This window comes from Curtobacterium sp. MCBA15_016, assembly GCF_001865105.1.
Taxonomy (GTDB): Bacteria; Actinomycetota; Actinomycetes; order Actinomycetales; family Microbacteriaceae; genus Curtobacterium.
Map to the genome: position 1 here is coordinate 52,466 of NZ_MJGR01000020.1, position 15,037 is coordinate 67,502.

General features: G+C 71.8%; 12 protein-coding genes. 4 read left to right on the top strand and 8 right to left on the bottom strand.

Going from position 1 to position 15,037, the window contains the following annotated elements; genetic code table 11:
* Nucleotides 1–154 precede the first annotated feature (154 nt).
* Entirely contained in the window at nt 155–2,284 is a 2,130-nt protein-coding gene (locus tag BIV03_RS08875; protein ID WP_070416539.1) for a DEAD/DEAH box helicase, read from the top strand.
* A 129-nt stretch (nt 2,285–2,413) separates the two neighbouring features.
* Here BIV03_RS08875 and BIV03_RS19570 read toward each other — a convergent pair whose 3' ends face one another.
* Nucleotides 2,414–2,686, bottom strand: coding sequence for a mycoredoxin (locus tag BIV03_RS19570; RefSeq protein ID WP_070416538.1), 273 nt, complete (start codon nt 2,684–2,686; stop codon nt 2,414–2,416).
* A 60-nt stretch (nt 2,687–2,746) separates the two neighbouring features.
* Between BIV03_RS19570 and BIV03_RS08885 the strand changes: the two genes are divergently transcribed.
* Nucleotides 2,747–4,276 (top strand): CYTH domain-containing protein, encoded by a 1,530-nt coding sequence (locus BIV03_RS08885; RefSeq protein WP_071295407.1) that lies wholly within the window; start codon nt 2,747–2,749, stop codon nt 4,274–4,276.
* Between the two features lie 76 nt (nt 4,277–4,352).
* Here the strand turns inward: BIV03_RS08885 and BIV03_RS08890 are convergent, their stop codons facing one another.
* Both BIV03_RS08890 and BIV03_RS08895 read right to left on the bottom strand, forming a co-directional pair.
* The gene (locus BIV03_RS08890; RefSeq protein WP_071295496.1) at nt 4,353–6,497 is read right to left on the bottom strand and encodes a S9 family peptidase; all 2,145 of its coding nucleotides are present in this window, start codon (nt 6,495–6,497) and stop codon (nt 4,353–4,355) included.
* Nucleotides 6,494–7,702 (bottom strand): Fic family protein, encoded by a 1,209-nt coding sequence (locus BIV03_RS08895; protein WP_071295408.1) that lies wholly within the window; start codon nt 7,700–7,702, stop codon nt 6,494–6,496. The genes BIV03_RS08890 and BIV03_RS08895 overlap by 4 nt, the downstream gene beginning before the upstream one ends.
* Before the next feature lie 190 nt (nt 7,703–7,892).
* Here BIV03_RS08895 and BIV03_RS08900 point away from each other — a divergent pair, with 190 nt between their 5' ends.
* Nucleotides 7,893–9,092, top strand: a complete 1,200-nt coding sequence (locus BIV03_RS08900) for an amidohydrolase (protein ID WP_071295409.1) — start codon at nt 7,893–7,895, stop codon at nt 9,090–9,092.
* A 72-nt stretch (nt 9,093–9,164) separates the two neighbouring features.
* On the opposite strand, the gene BIV03_RS08905 is transcribed toward BIV03_RS08900, so the two are convergent.
* Together BIV03_RS08905 and BIV03_RS08910 are read right to left on the bottom strand one after the other, a co-directional pair.
* On the bottom strand, nt 9,165–10,055 hold the full coding sequence (locus tag BIV03_RS08905; protein WP_071295410.1) for an aminodeoxychorismate lyase: 891 nt from the start codon (nt 10,053–10,055) through the stop codon (nt 9,165–9,167).
* A gap of 34 nt (nt 10,056–10,089) precedes the next feature.
* Nucleotides 10,090–10,440 (bottom strand): tryptophan synthase subunit alpha, encoded by a 351-nt coding sequence (locus tag BIV03_RS08910; RefSeq protein WP_070416534.1) that lies wholly within the window; start codon nt 10,438–10,440, stop codon nt 10,090–10,092.
* A gap of 64 nt (nt 10,441–10,504) precedes the next feature.
* On the opposite strand from BIV03_RS08910, the gene BIV03_RS08915 reads away from it, so the two are divergent.
* Nucleotides 10,505–11,029 (top strand): 8-oxo-dGTP diphosphatase, encoded by a 525-nt coding sequence (locus BIV03_RS08915; protein ID WP_175475779.1) that lies wholly within the window; start codon nt 10,505–10,507, stop codon nt 11,027–11,029.
* Between the two features lie 25 nt (nt 11,030–11,054).
* Here BIV03_RS08915 and BIV03_RS08920 read toward each other — a convergent pair whose 3' ends face one another.
* From BIV03_RS08920 to BIV03_RS08930, 3 genes are all read right to left on the bottom strand, one after another.
* A complete protein-coding gene (locus BIV03_RS08920; RefSeq protein WP_071295411.1) occupies nt 11,055–11,345 on the bottom strand; it encodes a hypothetical protein in 291 nt (96 codons plus the stop codon).
* A gap of 242 nt (nt 11,346–11,587) precedes the next feature.
* Entirely contained in the window at nt 11,588–13,198 is a 1,611-nt protein-coding gene (locus tag BIV03_RS08925; RefSeq protein WP_071295412.1) for an ABC transporter permease, read from the bottom strand.
* A gap of 61 nt (nt 13,199–13,259) precedes the next feature.
* Complete coding sequence (locus tag BIV03_RS08930) at nt 13,260–14,948, bottom strand: sodium:proton antiporter (protein ID WP_071295413.1); 1,689 nt, start codon at nt 14,946–14,948, stop codon at nt 13,260–13,262.
* Nucleotides 14,949–15,037: the final 89 nt, after the last annotated feature.

Below are 15,037 nucleotides of genomic sequence, written 5' to 3' on the forward strand. Positions count from 1 at the left end.
AACGGTCCGCGGGACTCCACGTCCCCCGGACGGGGACCGGCGAAGCGGTGGGCCACGGTGGCCCCCGGAACACCGGAGCCGTGCCAGGCGCCGGTTCAGGACTTCCGCCCCGCGGGGCGGCTCGCCCGCACGAACGGGCGGAACAGGAGGAGCGTTGGCTCGATCAGGCACCCGGCGAGCAGCCGGCGGGACGCGGACCGCGTCGCGTCGCACCAGGCCGCTCGACAACGACGGCGTCATCCCCGTGCTCGCCCGCGCCGTGCGCGAGGTCGAGGCGGCGGCGCAGCGTGGACCGCTCAAGGCGTCGAACCGTTCGAAGTTCCAGGCGGTCGCCCTGCTCATGCGCGAGGAACGCGCACGGGTCAAGGCGGACACCGAACTCACCGACTCGCAGCGCGCCGAGCAGCTCAAGCGGCTCGACGGCGTCGCGACGATCCTCGCTAAGACCGCGGCGCGGGACACCAGCGTGATCCAGCTCCTCACGGAAGAGGCGTCGGTCAGCGAGACGACCCGCACCGTGAAGCGCGACATGATGATCGCGGGCGGCATGGAACTGCAGCCCGAGGAACTCGTCATCGCGGCGGAGCCCTCGCCGACGGTGGAGAGTCCGGTGCGTGCGGTCGTGCCGCAGGCGGTCGTGCAGCGACAGCTCGCGAACCCGTTCCTGCCGCCGGACTTCGCGCTCGCCGACCAGCCCGTCGCGCACCCGCGTCGCCTGGCGAACTGGGAGCTGTTCGGCCCGCTCTTCAAGTCGTTCGAGTACGGCGCGGGCGGGGGAGCGGCGACGATGCCGCTGCCGGAGCCCACGACGCTGCACTCGCGGTCGGGCACCACGCTCATGAAGCACCAGGCGGAGCTCATCGCCGCCGCGGCGCAGGGCCACCGCACGTTCCTGCTCGCCGACGAGCCCGGCCTCGGCAAGACCGCGCAGTCGCTCCTCGCCGCCGAGGCCGCGAACGCCTTCCCGCTGCTGGTCGTCGTGCCGAACGTCGTCAAGACGAACTGGAAGCGCGAGGCCGCCCGCTGGGTCCCGAACCGCACCGCCACGGTCATCCACGGCGACGGGGACGACCTCGACGGGTTCGCCGACATCGTCATCGTGAACTACGAGATCCTCGACCGGCACGCCGGCTGGCTCGGGAACTTCGGGTTCAAGGGCATGGTCGTCGACGAGGCGCACTTCATCAAGAACAAGGACTCGCAGCGCTCGAAGTTCGTGCTGCAGCTCGCCGAGGCGATCCGGTCGCGCACCGCGTCGCCGCTGCTGATGGCCCTCACCGGCACGCCGCTGATCAACTCGGTCGAGGACTTCCGCACCATCTGGGAGTACCTCGGCTGGATCGACGACAAGAAGCCGCGCGCCAAGCTCATGAACGAGCTCGAGGAGATCGGCCTGACGCCGGCCGACCCCGGGTTCTTCGTCGAGGCCCGCAAGGCCGTCATCGACCAGGGCATCGTCCGCCGCCGCAAGGTCGACGTCGCCGCGGACATCCCGGCACGTCGGATCGCCGACATCCCCGTCGAACTCGACGACGAGGTCGGCCGCTCGATCCGCGACGCCGAGCGCGAGCTCACCGCGAAGCTCGTCAAGCGGTACCACCAGGCGCTCGACGCCCGCACCGGGCAGGACCCGGTCGTCGGCATCGACCACAAGCTCGTCCGCCAGGTCGCGCGCTGGGAGCTCGAGGACCAGGACGCCTCGCCGACCGGGGAGAACGTGTTCTCGATGGTGCGGCGCATCGGTCGGGCCAAGGCACAGCTCGCGGCGGACTACGCGGCGCAGCTCGCCTCGAACGTCGGCAAGGTCGTGTTCTTCGCGAAGCACCTCGACGTCATGGACCAGGCGGAAGAGGTGTTCGCACGTCGACACCTCCGCACCGCGACGGTCCGGGGCGACCAGACGCCGGCGCAGCGCACGGCCGAGATCGACTCGTTCGTGAACGACCCCGACGTCGCCGTGATCGTCTGCTCGCTCACCGCGGCGGGCGTCGGCCTGAACCTGCAGGTGTCGTCGAACGTCGTGCTCGCCGAGCTGTCGTGGACGAGCGCCGAGCAGACCCAGGCGATCGACCGCGTGCACCGCATCGGGCAGGAGGAGCCCGTCACGGCGTGGCGCATCATCGCCGCCCAGACGATCGACACCAAGATCGCCGAGCTCATCGACTCGAAGGCGTCCCTCGCCGCCCGCGCGCTCGACGGCTCGGACGAGGAGATCGTCGACTCCGGCGACATCCAGCTCGACGCGATGGCGGCGCTGCTGACCGAGGCGCTGGAGCGCGGCTAGGGCCGGCGCCGTCCGGCGCGTGCGGCGCGCCCGGCGCGTGGCGCGCATGTCTCTCGCACAACGGAAGTCCGTCCGAACCACGCGATCGCGCGGTTCGGACGGACTTCGGTTGTGCGGGGCTCCGCGGCGTCAGATGCGCGACTGGACCTCGGCGAGCGAGGGGTTCGTCGCCGTGCTGCCGTCGGGGAACACCAGCGTCGGCACGGTCTGGTTGCCGCCGTTGACCTCGGCGACGAGTTCGGCCGTGCCGGGCGTCTGCTCGATGTCGACCTCGCGGTAGGGGACCCCGGCCTTGGACATCTGGTTCTTCAGGCGCGCGCAGTAGCCGCACCAGCTGGTCGTGAACATCGTGACGGCGCCGGCCTCCGGCACGAACGCGTCGCGGGTGATCGTCTCGCTCATGTGCTCAGGCTAACCCCGCCGGTTCGGGGAACACGGGGAAGCCCTGGTAGACAGGACCGCGTGAGCGACACGCACCTCGAGATCGAGCGAACCTACGACCTGCCCGAGGGCGGTGCCCTGCCGGACCTCGTGGGAATCGGCGGCATCATCCGCACCGAGCACCAGGAACCGTTCGACCTCGACGCCACGTACTGGGACACCGAGCGGTACGACCTCGTGGCCGCCCGCGTGACGGTGCGCCGACGGACCGGTGGCCCCGACGCCGGCTGGCACATCAAGCGCGCCTCGTCCGACACCGTCCGGCACGAGCAGCACTTCCCACTCACCGACGACGCCGACACCGTCCCCGACGAGGTCCTCGCCGCACTCTTCACCGAGCGCCGTGGCCGGGGCCTCCACCCGGTGGTCCGGATCACGACGACCCGCACGGTGACGCGGCTGCTCGACGAGGACGGCGACCAGATCGCCGAGCTCGCCGACGACCAGGTCCGCGCGACGCGGCTCGACGACGACGCCCCCGAGACCCCGCGCACCTGGCGAGAGGTCGAGGTCGAGATCGTCGGCGGCGTCGACCCGCAGGTCGCCCACGAGCTCTTCGCGTCGCTGGACGGGCGCTTCGCCGCCGTCGGCGCCGGCCCCGCCGCCGTCTCGTCCAAGCTGGCACGTGGGCTGGTAGGAGCACCGGCACCGCGCCTCCAGGCCGAGGACAAGCCGGACAAGGGAACGACCGCACGCGTGCTGGTGAAGCGGCTGCGGAAGCTCCGCGCCGCGCTCCTCGCCCAGGAGGCGCGGCTCCGCTCCGGCGACGCCACCGACCTCCGGCAGGCGGCCGAGACCGCCCTCGAGATCGCCGCGATCCTCGGCGCGTACCGTCCGGCGTTCGCCGCCGGCGACGCCGTCGACCGCGCTGCCGCAGGGGCGGACGGACTCGCCGCCGTCACCGCGCGCGCTGCGTTGGCGGAGTACCTCATCGACCGGCTGCCGCGTGCGTCGACCCCGGCGCAGGACGAGCTCGTCGACGCGATGACGCGCGAGCGGATCCTGGCGGCCACCCGCGAACGTCGCGACCAGTCGGTCCGGGACGTCGTGGCGTTCCTGCACGGCGAGCCGTTCCTCGAGCTCCTCGACGCCCTCGACGACGCGGTCGAGCGCCCCGCACCGACCGCGTGGGCCCTCCGGTCGCCGAAGAAGGTCGCGCAGGACGTCGTCGCCCAGGTGAAGCCGGAGGTCCGCGAACTCGTGCGCGCCGCGGTCGCCGACGACACCTCGGACACCGCCGCTGCGCGTGAGGCCGCCGACCGCGCCACGACCGAGGCCGCCTGGCAGGCGACGATGCGCGCGCGCCTGACGATGGACGTGCTCGGCGACGACGCGTTCCCGCACGCACTGTGGAAGCGGATCGGGACGGCGGCCGACGTCCTCACCGAGCGGGTGCGCTCCCTGCACGCGCTCGACACGCTGCGCACGAACGCGGCGATCGCCGAGCGCGGCGGCGAGGGCACGTTCGGGTACGGGGTGCTCGCGGGCGACCGGGTGCGCCTCGCCGAGGAGTCCTACGACGAGGCGGTGCACGCGCTCAACCGCGTGTGAGCGCCGGGCGCTCGCTTCGTGAGCAGGAATGGTCGGGTGCCGATGGGCAACCCGACCATTCCTGCTCACGAAGTCGTCACGCGGCGGTCGCCTCGTCCGCCAACCCCAGGACGTCGAGGAGCCAGGCGAGCTCGAACGCCCGCTCCTTCCACGAGGCGTACCGGCCGCTGACGCCGCCGTGCCCCGCTGCCATCTCGGTCTTGAGCAGCACCGGAGCGCCGACCTCACGCAGCTTCGCGGTCCACTTCGCGGGCTCGACGTACAGCACACGGGTGTCGTTGATGGACGTCACGGCGAGGATCTTCGGGTACTGCACGTCGTCGCGGACGTTCTCGTACGGCGAGTACTCGCTCATGTACCGGTAGACCTCGGGGTCGTGCAGCGGGTCGCCCCATTCGTCCCACTCGATGACCGTCAGCGGCAGGTCGGGGTCGAGGATGCTCGTCAACGCGTCGACGAAGGGCACCGCCGCGAGGATCCCGGCGAACCGTTCCGGGGCGAGGTTCGCCACAGCGCCCATCAGGAGCCCGCCCGCGCTGCCGCCCTCGGCGACGAGCCGGTCGGCGGTGGTGCGTCCGGTGTCGATCAGGTGCGTGGCGACCGCGACGAAGTCGGAGAAGGTGTTCTTCTTCGTGAGGGTCTTGCCGTTCTCGTACCAGTGCCGACCCATCTCGCCGCCACCGCGCACGTGGGCGACGGCGAACACGACGCCGCGGTCGAGCATCGACAGGCGCATGACGCTGAACCCGGGGTCGATCGAGTGCTCGTACGAGCCGTAGCCGTAGAGGTGCAGCGGTGCCGGACGGTCGGTGTCCACCGCGTCACGGCGCCACACGAGGGAGATCGGCACGCGGGTGCCGTCGTCGGCGGTGGCCCAGTCGCGCTCCTGGACGTAGTCGGCCGGGTCGTAGCCGCCGAGCACGGGCTGGCGCTTCAGGACCGTGACCTCGCCGGTCGCGAGGTCGAGGTCGCTCACCTCGGACGGGGTGACGAACGACGTGAACCCGATCCGGAGCGTCGGCTGGTCCCACTCCGGGTTGCCACCGAGCCCGGCCGAGAACAGTGCCTCGTCGAAGGGGACCTCGTGCGCGTCGCCGTAGCCGTCGCCCTCGATCGGGATGATCGCGACGCGGGGGAGCGCCTCGGACCGGTACTCGAGCGCGAGGTGTCCGGCGAAGGCGTCCACCGCCTCGATCCGACGCTCGGCGTGGTGCGCGACGACGACCCGCCGGTCGCGCTCCGACGTGGGGTCGTCCGCGGGGACGTCGACGAGCTCGAAGTTCTCGGCACCGTCGTTGTGCAGGACGAGGAACCGGTCGCTGCCGCCCACGATCGCGTGCTCGATCTCGTACTCGACGCCCTCGCGCCGGGGCCACACGACCTGGAACTCGCCGGTGGGGTCGGCCGCGTCGAGGACGAGCGCCTCGGAGGTGATCTTCGACCCGAGCTCGATCACGATGTACTGCGACGACCGGGTGACCCCGACGCCGACCCAGTAGCGGTCGTCCGGCTCCTCGAACACGACGACGTCATCGGCCGCCGGGCTGCCCACGGTGTGCCGCCAGATGCGGTCGGGACGCCAGGAGTCGTCGACGGTCGGGTAGAACACGAAGCGGCCGGACGGGTCGAACGTCGCCCCGGACCCGGTGTTCGGGATCTCGTCGCCGAGGTCGGTGCCGGTCGTGAGGTCCCGCACGTGCAGGGTGTACCGCTCGTCGCCCTCGACGTCGATGCCGTAGACGAGCCGCGTGCCGTCGTCGCTGATGTCGTAGGAACCCAGCGAGAAGAAGTCGTGCCCGTCCGCGAGCGCGTTGCCGTCGAGGACGACCTGCTCGCCGGGGAGCGTCGCTTCGCCCTCGGTCACCGCCGGCGGGGTCCAGTCGTCCGGGCCGCTGATCGGCGCACGGCAGTGCACGCCGTACTGGCTGCCCTCGGCCGTGCGCGTGAAGTACCACCAGTCGCCCATGCGGACGGGCACCGAGAGGTCGGTCTCCTGCACGCGGTTCTTCACCTCGGCGAAGATCCGGTCGCGCAGTCCGTCGAGGTGCGCCGTCGCCTGTTCGGTGTGGCGGTTCTCGGCTTCGAGGTAGGCCAGGGTGTCCGGCGACTCCTTGTCGCGCAGCCACTCGTAGTCGTCGACGAAGTCGATGCCGTGGTGGGTCCGCGTCACGGGCCGCTTGGCGGCGGTGGGCGGGGTGGCCTGGGCGTGCTCGGTGCTCACCACCCCACCCTATTCGCCCGGTGTGTGACGGCGTCGTGGACGCGGTCGGTGAAGGCCGTCACCTCGTCGGCGACGGCCACCGCGAGCCACGCTCGGCGACGGCGCCGCTCGGTCACCGGCCGCAGCACCCCGGCGCGGCAGAGGTCGTCGGTCACGGTGTCGATCGAGCGGGCGTCGTCGCCGAGCAGCTGCTCGAGGTGGTCCTCGGTGACGACGGGATCGTCGAGGAGGGTCCGGGCGACGGCGTCGTGCGCCCGGGTCGGCCACCACCGCGACCCGCGGGGGACGGCGGCCTCGTCGAGGAGCAGCGCCGTGACCGTGGCTTCGTCGCACACCGTGCCGATCGCGATCGCGAGGTCACGGACCCACTCGTCGACGACACCGCGACGGTACCGGTCGAGGTGCCAGAAGTACCGGTCCCGCTCGGCGACCAGGGCGGTCGCGACCGGCACCGTGACGATCCGAGCGAGGCCACGACGGCGGAGCACGGCGGCGACGAGCGCGCGGCCGATCCGCCCGTTGCCGTCGGTGAACGGGTGGATCGACTCGAACTGCGCGTGCGCGATGGCCGCCTGCGCGATCGGGTGCAGGTCGTCGCGGTGGAGGAACGCGAACAGGTCGTCCATCAGCTCGGGCACGAGCGCGGCCGGCGGCGGGACGTGGCGCGCGAGCCGGGGCGTGGCGCCGCCGCCGATCCAGTTCTGCACGTCCCGCCAGCGTCCGGCGTACCGGCCGTCGACCGGGTCGTCGCGCAGGAGCCGGTGGTGGGCCGCGAGCAGCGCCCGTTCCGTGATCGTGCCGGACGCCGCGGAGGACACGAGCGTCTCGATCGCCTCGCCGGCCCGGACCATCGCCGTCGCGCTGCGGTTCGCCCGGACGCCGACCACGGCACGCGCGAGGTCGTCGAGCGTGGCGTGCTCGTCCTCGATGCGGGAGGTCGCGACGGCCTCGGTCCGGTCGAGCACGCGACCGAGCACGGCGAGCCGGTCGCCGTGGTGCTCGTCGAGGTGCACGAGCGCGGCGGCGGCGCGGTCGAGCAGCGCTGCGGTGTCGGCGTCCGGGGACCAGGGGAGCCGGGCGATGCGCGGCGGGACCGACGCCACCACCGACGTCGTCTCGCGGTCGTGCCGCGGGCCGCGCACGCTGCTGCGCCAGGGCAGCGTGACGGTGGTGTGGGACGGCCAGGGGTGCTCGGTGCGGGGCATCGGTTCCTCCACGGTGGACGAGACGGGACGACGGGACGACGGGACGACAGGACGACGGGACGACGGGTCGACGGGACGACGGGACGACGGGACGACGGCTCGACGCTAGAGCGGCGTCGGCCACCGCCGCCAGGAATCTGCATGTCGTGTGCACGGCCGCGGTGTCCGCCCCCGTCGGTACCGTGGTGGCATGAGCAACTCCTTCGTCGTGACGAACGCACACGTGGTCCCCGTCACCGCCCCCGAGTTCGACGGCGGCTCCGTCGTGGTCGAGGACGGTCGCATCACCGCGATCGGCCCGGACGTCTCGCCCCCGGCCGGGCTGCCGGTCGTCGACGCCGCTGGCGCGTGGCTCGTCCCGGGCTTCGTCGAGTCGCACGGGCACGTCGGCATCCACGAGGAGGCGAACGGCGAGGCGGGCAACGACACGAACGAGATGACCGGCCCGAACATGGCCGGGGTGCGCGCGATCGACGCGATCGACATCGACGACGAGGGCTTCCGCGACGCCCTCGCCGGCGGCATCACCTCGATCGTCGTCAAGCCCGGGTCCGGAAACCCGATCGGCGGCCAGACCGTCGCGATCAAGACCTGGGGCGGCCGCACGATCGACGAGCAGCTCATCTCCGACGCGGTGAGCATCAAGAGCGCGCTGGGCGAGAACCCGAAGCGCGTGTACGGCGGCAAGGGACAGACCCCGTCCACCCGTCTCGGCGTCGCGAAGATCATCCGCGATGCCTTCGTCGAGGCCCAGAACTACCGTGCCGCCCGCGACGCCGCCGCCGCGAAGGGCGAGCCGTTCGCCCGCGACCTCACGAAGGAGGCGCTCGTCCGCGTCCTCGACGGCGAGCTCGCGTGGGACCAGCACACGCACCGCCACGACGACATCGCCACCGCGATCCGGCTGTCCGAGGAGTTCGGGTACCGCCTGGTCGTGAACCACGGCACCGAGGCGCACAAGATCGCGCACGTCCTCGCCGAGAAGGACATCCCCGTCATCTACGGCCCGCTCTTCACGAGCCGCTCGAAGGTCGAGCTCCGCGACCGCGGGATCCCGAACCTCGCGGCGATCGCGGCGGCCGGGGTCCGCGTGGCGATCACGACCGACGCCCCGGTCGTCCCGATCGGCATGCTCGTCGACCAGGCCACCGCGGCGGTGAAGGAGGGGCTGCCCCGCCAGACCGCGCTCGAGGCGCTCACGACGAACCCCGCCGACTTCCTCGGGTTCGGGGACCGCGTCGGCCGCCTCGCCGAGGGCTACGACGCCGACCTCGTCCTGTGGGACGGCGACCCGCTCGACGCGACCAGCCGCGCGACGCGCGTCTGGATCGAGGGCGAGTCCGTCTTCGAGTGGGCCGACGGCACGGGCGTCACCACGCCGCGCTGGTAGCGACCAGGTTCCGGACGGGAGGCACGGTGCGGGCCCGCACCGCGCCTCCCGTCCGCCGCCCGCAGGCGGGTCTCAGACCTCGCGCGCCAGCAGGAAGTCGTTGATGCGCGTCGTGAGTTCCGCGTCGATCGCCCGCGCGACACCGTTCACCGACCGGATCGGCGCCGCCTGGCGCACGCTCGAGACGAGCCAGGCCGCGTCCGCCGCGTGGAAGTCGTCCAGCGTGAGGAGCTCGTAGGCGGTCTCGATGCCCGCTTCCTCGGCGAAGCGGAACACGTCCGCCTGCGTCGTCCCGGCGAGGATCCCGATGTCGGTGCGCGGTGTCACGAGCCGCCCGCCGACGGAGAGGACGAGGTTCGCGCGCGTGCCCTCGAGCACGTAGCCGTCCGTGGAGACGAACACGGCGTCGTCCGCACCGCGTCTGCCGGCCTCGCGGAGCGCTGCCATGTTCACCGCGTACGACAGCGTCTTCGCGCCCTGCAGCAGCCACGGGGACGTCCGTTCGACGTCGTGCCGGTAGCCGCGGTCGAGCGTGACGACCGAGATGCCCTCGGTGCGTGCGGCGGTCGAGTCGCCGGACGGTGCCGCGTAGACCCACCCCGTCGGGCGGTCCGAGCCCTCGACGCCGCGGGTGAGGACGGTCTTGACGAAGGCCTCGCGGACCGGGTCGAGCCGGGCGCACACCGCCTCGATCGCCCGGCGCCAGGCGTCGGTGTCGGGTGCGGGCAGGTCGAGCATCGCGGCCGAGCGGCCGAAGCGCGCCAGGTGCGCCTCGAGCGCCTGCGGGTGCCCGTCGATCACGGTGACGGTCTCGAAGACCCCGTCGCCGCGGATGATGCCGAGGTCCTGCACCTGGACGTGCTCCTCGAGGGGCTTCGCCCACGTGAACGCGTCCGCCGCGGGGTCGTGCGGCGCGCGGTCGCGGGAGGGCTGGTTCAGGACGGCGAGCACGGTTTCGGTCATGGGGCCATCCAACCGCAGCCCGGCCGGGAACGACCTAGCCGGCTTCGGGGAGCGCGCCCATGAGCTTCCACACCGCCGGCGTCAGCTCGGGGTGCTGCAGCGCGATGCGACGGAGCCGGTGGTACTCCTCGCCGAGGCGGGTGCCCTGCCCGGAGGCGGGGTGCATCGACCACTGCGCGCTCCGCTGCCCGATCGCGGCGTCCAGCTCGACGGCGTCGGCGCGGAGGATGAGCACGACCTGCTCGTCCACGGTGGGGAGCGTCGGCATGAACTCCCACGGGTCCTCGCCCTGGCGGCTGCGGTGCTCGACGATCATCGAGATCTCCTCGGCTGCCTCGGCGCGCAGCACTTCGAGGCTGCGCCCGGTCCTGCCCGGCTCAGCCATGGTGCCCCCGCAGCGTGCCCGCCATGGAAAAAGCCTACGCCAGAACTTCGGCCAGACTGGACGCGTGACCCCACGCGACCCGAGCAAGTCCCAGCACCCCGCCGTGGTCGTCGTCTACCTCGTGCGCGACGGCGAACAGGGTCCCGAGGTGCTCCTCGGGGAGAAGCGACGCGGCCTCGGGACCGGCCGGCTCGTCGGACCCGGCGGCAAGCGGGAACCGGGGGAGTCCGCCGTCGAGACGGCGGTGCGCGAGGTCGCGGAAGAGGTCGGCCTGCGGATCGACGCGGCGGACCTGGAGGCGCGGGGCACGTTGGACTACCGGTTCCCGTACCGCCCGTCCTGGTCCCAGGTCTCGGACGTCTTCGTCTGCCGCCGCTGGCAGGGCAGCCCGTCGGGCAGCGACGAACTCGAACCCCGCTGGATCCCGGTCGACGCCGTGCCGTTCGACGCGATGTGGGACGACGCGAAGTACTGGCTGCCGGGCGTGCTCGGCGGGGGATCGGTGCGGGCGCGGTTCACGTTCGCCGAGGACGATGCCACGGTGTCGGGCTACACCGGCACCGGAGTGGCAGCGCCGTCCGGACCCTGACCCGTCGCCGTCCCAGCGCGTCGTCCTACCGGGTGGGGGTCTGCGTGCGGGTGCTGCCGGTGCGGGCTTCCTCGGCCGCGGCGATGACCTCGGCGTCACCGCTCCGACCGCCGAGTGGGCGCACGAAGAAGTCGATGATGCCGAACACGATCGCGCCGATCATCGCGAACATCGCCCAGCCGACGAACAGCCCGGCGACGTTGCGGCCGTCGGCGGGGGCGAGCAGCACACTCGCCGCGTAGAACCCGACCGTCAGCACGAGGAACACGACGACGACGGTGACGAGGACGCGGTGCCAGGCGATGCGCGGGTTCATGCCCCCAGGATACGCGCCGTGCGGACGCGGTCCGGGCGTCGGTCGTCTCGATGCGCGTGTACCGTGCGACACTGCGCGCGTCGATCGACTCGCACAGTGTCGAAGTGTGCACGTGCATCGGATGCGTGTGCACCGTTCGACATCGTGCCCGTCGATCGACGCGTGCGATGTCGGAACATGCACACGCACGGGCGCCGCACACGCACGGGCGCCGGAGGCGCGCGCGGCGAGGCGCCCGGGGCTCAGCGGTCCGCGTGCCGACCGTGCGGTCGTTCGCCGGCGCCGTCGGCGGGGCGACCCGTGGCGTCGGCGCGACCCGGTGCCCTGGACCCGTCCGCCCGTGGGACGGGACGGGTGCGGGGGCCGGTCGCCGCGCCTCCTGGACGCTGCACCGGACCGGTGCGGTCCCCACGGACGACGGGGATGCGACCCGTGGGCGTGGTCTCGGTCTCGAGGCCGTCGCGACCGCCCATGAAGACGTCGCCGCCGACGCGTTCGTCCTCCCAGTCGTCGTCGTGGAGGACGCTCAGCGTGCCGGTCTCGGTCGAGGTGAGCCCGTGGCGCTCGAGCTCGGCGTCGCGCTGCTTGCCGAGGAACTCGCGGTTCGCGGTCTGGGCGTCCTGGAACATCGTCGTGCGGCCGGTGACGATGGCACGGATGCGTCGGCGCTCCCACCACTGCTTGCCGAAGTACATGAGGACGAGTCCGGCGCCGGCGTAGCAGGCCATCGTGATGAGGCCGCGCGAGTACGACGGGCCGACGCCGTAGATCTGGTGCTTGATCATGTCGACCATGCTCGAGCCGACGACGACGTTGTTGAGCCACGCGAACGGCTCCGGCATGAACCACTTCGGGTAGGCGCCGCCGGACGACGGCATCGACAGGAAGACGAAGCAGATCATGGCCGGCGCGGCGATGAACCGGCCGACGAAGTAGCTCAGCCCGTTGACGGCGAGGCCGATCGCGACGATCCAGCCCCAGGCGATGAGGACGAGTTCGATCCAGTGTCCGTGGATGGCGCCGACCACGGGCCCGGCGAGGGTGTTCGTGATGAGCGAGATGACCAGGCCACCGACGACGATGACGGCCATGCGGGTGCGGTGCCGGAGCGGGCCGCCCATGATGCCGATGAACATCGCGACCATGTAGCCGCCGATGCACCAGGCGAGCATGACGTACATGGCGACGGTGCCGTACTCGTCCCAGGCGGGCAGCGGAGCCAGTTCGGTCACGGTGGGGGCGGCGACCCCGATGCCGGTCAGGACGGTTGTCAGCGTCGCGGGGACGAGCGAGGCGACCTGGAACTGGTGCGCGGTGGCCTTGAAGACCTCGTTCGTCGAGGGGTCGTACGCCACGGCCATGGTGCCGGCGAGCACGTCGCGCTTGGCCTGCGCGAGGGAGTCGTAGGTGTGGAAGAGGTACTCGCCCGGCAGCGCCTTCTGCATCGCGGCCACCAGGGTCGGGTCGCTGCCGACGAGTGCCACGGGGACGTCGTGCGGGTGCGGGGCGTGGAACGCGAAGACGTAGCAGAGGCAGAAGCCGACGATGAAGAACAGCGGCATCCAGAGCTGCAGGCCGATCAACTGGAGCGACGGGTGCAGCGTCCCGAACCAGCGCCGGTAGCCGCTGATGCGCTGCGGTTCCGGGACGGGTGCCTGCCGGACGCGACCGGGACCACCGGAGCCGGTGCGGGTCGGCCGGGTGCCGGCGACCGGGGCACCGCGTCGGGGCTTCGAGCCACCGCGGGTGGACGGACGTGTCGTGCGCTGCTTGGGAGCGGATGACTGCCGCGGCCCCCCGTCACGATCCGGGAGGTCGTTGTTCCTGGGGACGTCGTTCCGCGGCGTGCTCACTCGGCGATGCGCTCCTGTTCTGGGTCGGGCCGCCAGGATACGCCCGGGATCCTGGTCGCGGTCAGGACCGGCTGCGCGACGCCTGCGCCGAGTCCATCGCCAGTTCCTCGGCGTCGAGGGTCACGAGCACGCGGCGCATGACCTCCTCGTCGAGGTTGCCCTTCTCGCGTTCCTCGAGCACGATCTCGCGGCGACGGTCGAGCAGTTCCCGCCGGATGTCCTGGATCTGGGCACCCCGCAGGCGGACCGGGGCGTTGCGCTCCTCGTCCTCCTCTTCCTCGGCGTCGCGGCGGAACGTCTCCGCCTGGCGCTCGAGCCGGGCCTTGAGCCGGTTCACGACGGCATCGACGGCCTCGTCGCCGTACTGCTTCGACCAGTCCGGACGTCGCTTCTCGAGCAGCTCGATCGCGGCCTCGGTCGTGCGCTGGTTGAGGCGCATCTCGCTGCGGACGTCCTCCTCGCCCTCGGCCGGGTCCTGCACCTTGAGCGACCGGATCACGAACGGCAGGGTGAGTCCCTGGAGCAGGAGGGTCCCCACCGTCACGATGAACGCGATGATGAAGATGGTGTCCTGGGCCTTGATGTCGACCGGGTTCGCCACGACCGACACGGCGGCGGCGAGGGTCACCACGCCACGCATGCCCGTCCACGAGATGACGGTCAGCTCGCGCCAGTTGAGTTTCGGTTCCGCCGAGCCGCGCATCCACCGCAGGGACGGGTGGCCGCGGGACAGCCGGATGCGCAGGGGTCGGAACCACCTGCCGTTGAAGCGGTTGCGCACGTAGGACTCGAACACGAAGAGCGGCCGCACGAGGATCACCACCACGAGCACCACGGCCGCGGCGGTCAGGGTCTGCCCGAGGCTGCGCTCGCTCTCGACGAGGTCCTGCACGACGGTGTTGAGCTGGAGGCCGATGAGGGCGAAGACGAACCCCTCGAGGATGACGTCGATGCTCGTCCAGAGCGGGCGCTCCTGCAGCCGGGTCGCGTAGCCCTCCTTCGGCGAGTTGTAGCCGATGTAGAGGCCGGCGGTCACCACCGCGATCACCCCGGAGCCGGAGAGGTCCTCGGCGAGGATGTACGCGACGAACGGCAGCAGGATGCTCATGATCGTCTCGACCACCGGGTCGTTGATCCGCATCCGGATCCAGTGCACCGCGACGCCGAGGACGATGCCGACCGCCAGCCCGACGCCGATCGCGAGGCCGAAGATCCCGAGGTCCTGCCAGATCGTCAGCGAGGTGCCCGCCGCGATCAAGGTGAAGACGCGCACGAGCGTCAGGGACGCGGCGTCGTTGATGAGGCTCTCGCCGGACAGCACCGTCATCACGCGGCGGGGGAGCCCGAGCTTCCGGCCGATCGCGGCGGCCGACACCGCGTCCGGCGGGGCGACGATCGCGCCGAGCAGGATCGCCGCGGGCCAGTCCATGTCGGGGATGATGATGTACGCCGCGAGGCCGACGGCCAGTGCCGTGATGATCACGAGGAAGATGCCGAGTCGACGGATCTGCTTGATCGACTGCCGGAAGCTCTGCCACGACACGTCGAGCGCCGCCGAGTAGAGCAGCGGCGGCAGGATGATCGTCAGGATGACCTCGGAGTCGATCTCGATCGGCGGGAGGCCCGGCAGGAACGACGCGGCCAGGGCGACGGCCGTCACGAGCAGTGGCGCCGGCAGTCCCTTGGCCCGAGCGAACCCCGTCACCGCGAGCGATCCGACCAACAGGATGAGGAGCTCGACGGTGTCCATACCGTCCATTCTCCCATCGGAATGGTTCCGGATCTGAACGAGTCCGAAGGCGACATGAACAGCAGGTGTCCGACAGGGTTTGCCAGGCG

Bases quoted from the DNA above. Each gene is read 5' to 3' on its own strand.
- BIV03_RS19570 (WP_070416538.1), bottom strand. From the start codon at position 2,686: ATGAGCGAGACGATCACCCGCGACGCGTTCGTGCCGGAGGCCGGCGCC.
- BIV03_RS08895 (WP_071295408.1), bottom strand. From the start codon at position 7,702: ATGCCCCGCACCGAGCACCCCTGGCCGTCCCACACCACCGTCACGCTG.
- BIV03_RS08900 (WP_071295409.1), top strand. From the start codon at position 7,893: ATGAGCAACTCCTTCGTCGTGACGAACGCACACGTGGTCCCCGTCACC.
- BIV03_RS08905 (WP_071295410.1), bottom strand. From the start codon at position 10,055: ATGACCGAAACCGTGCTCGCCGTCCTGAACCAGCCCTCCCGCGACCGC.
- BIV03_RS08910 (WP_070416534.1), bottom strand. From the start codon at position 10,440: ATGGCTGAGCCGGGCAGGACCGGGCGCAGCCTCGAAGTGCTGCGCGCC.
- BIV03_RS08920 (WP_071295411.1), bottom strand. From the start codon at position 11,345: ATGAACCCGCGCATCGCCTGGCACCGCGTCCTCGTCACCGTCGTCGTC.
- BIV03_RS08930 (WP_071295413.1), bottom strand. From the start codon at position 14,948: ATGGACACCGTCGAGCTCCTCATCCTGTTGGTCGGATCGCTCGCGGTG.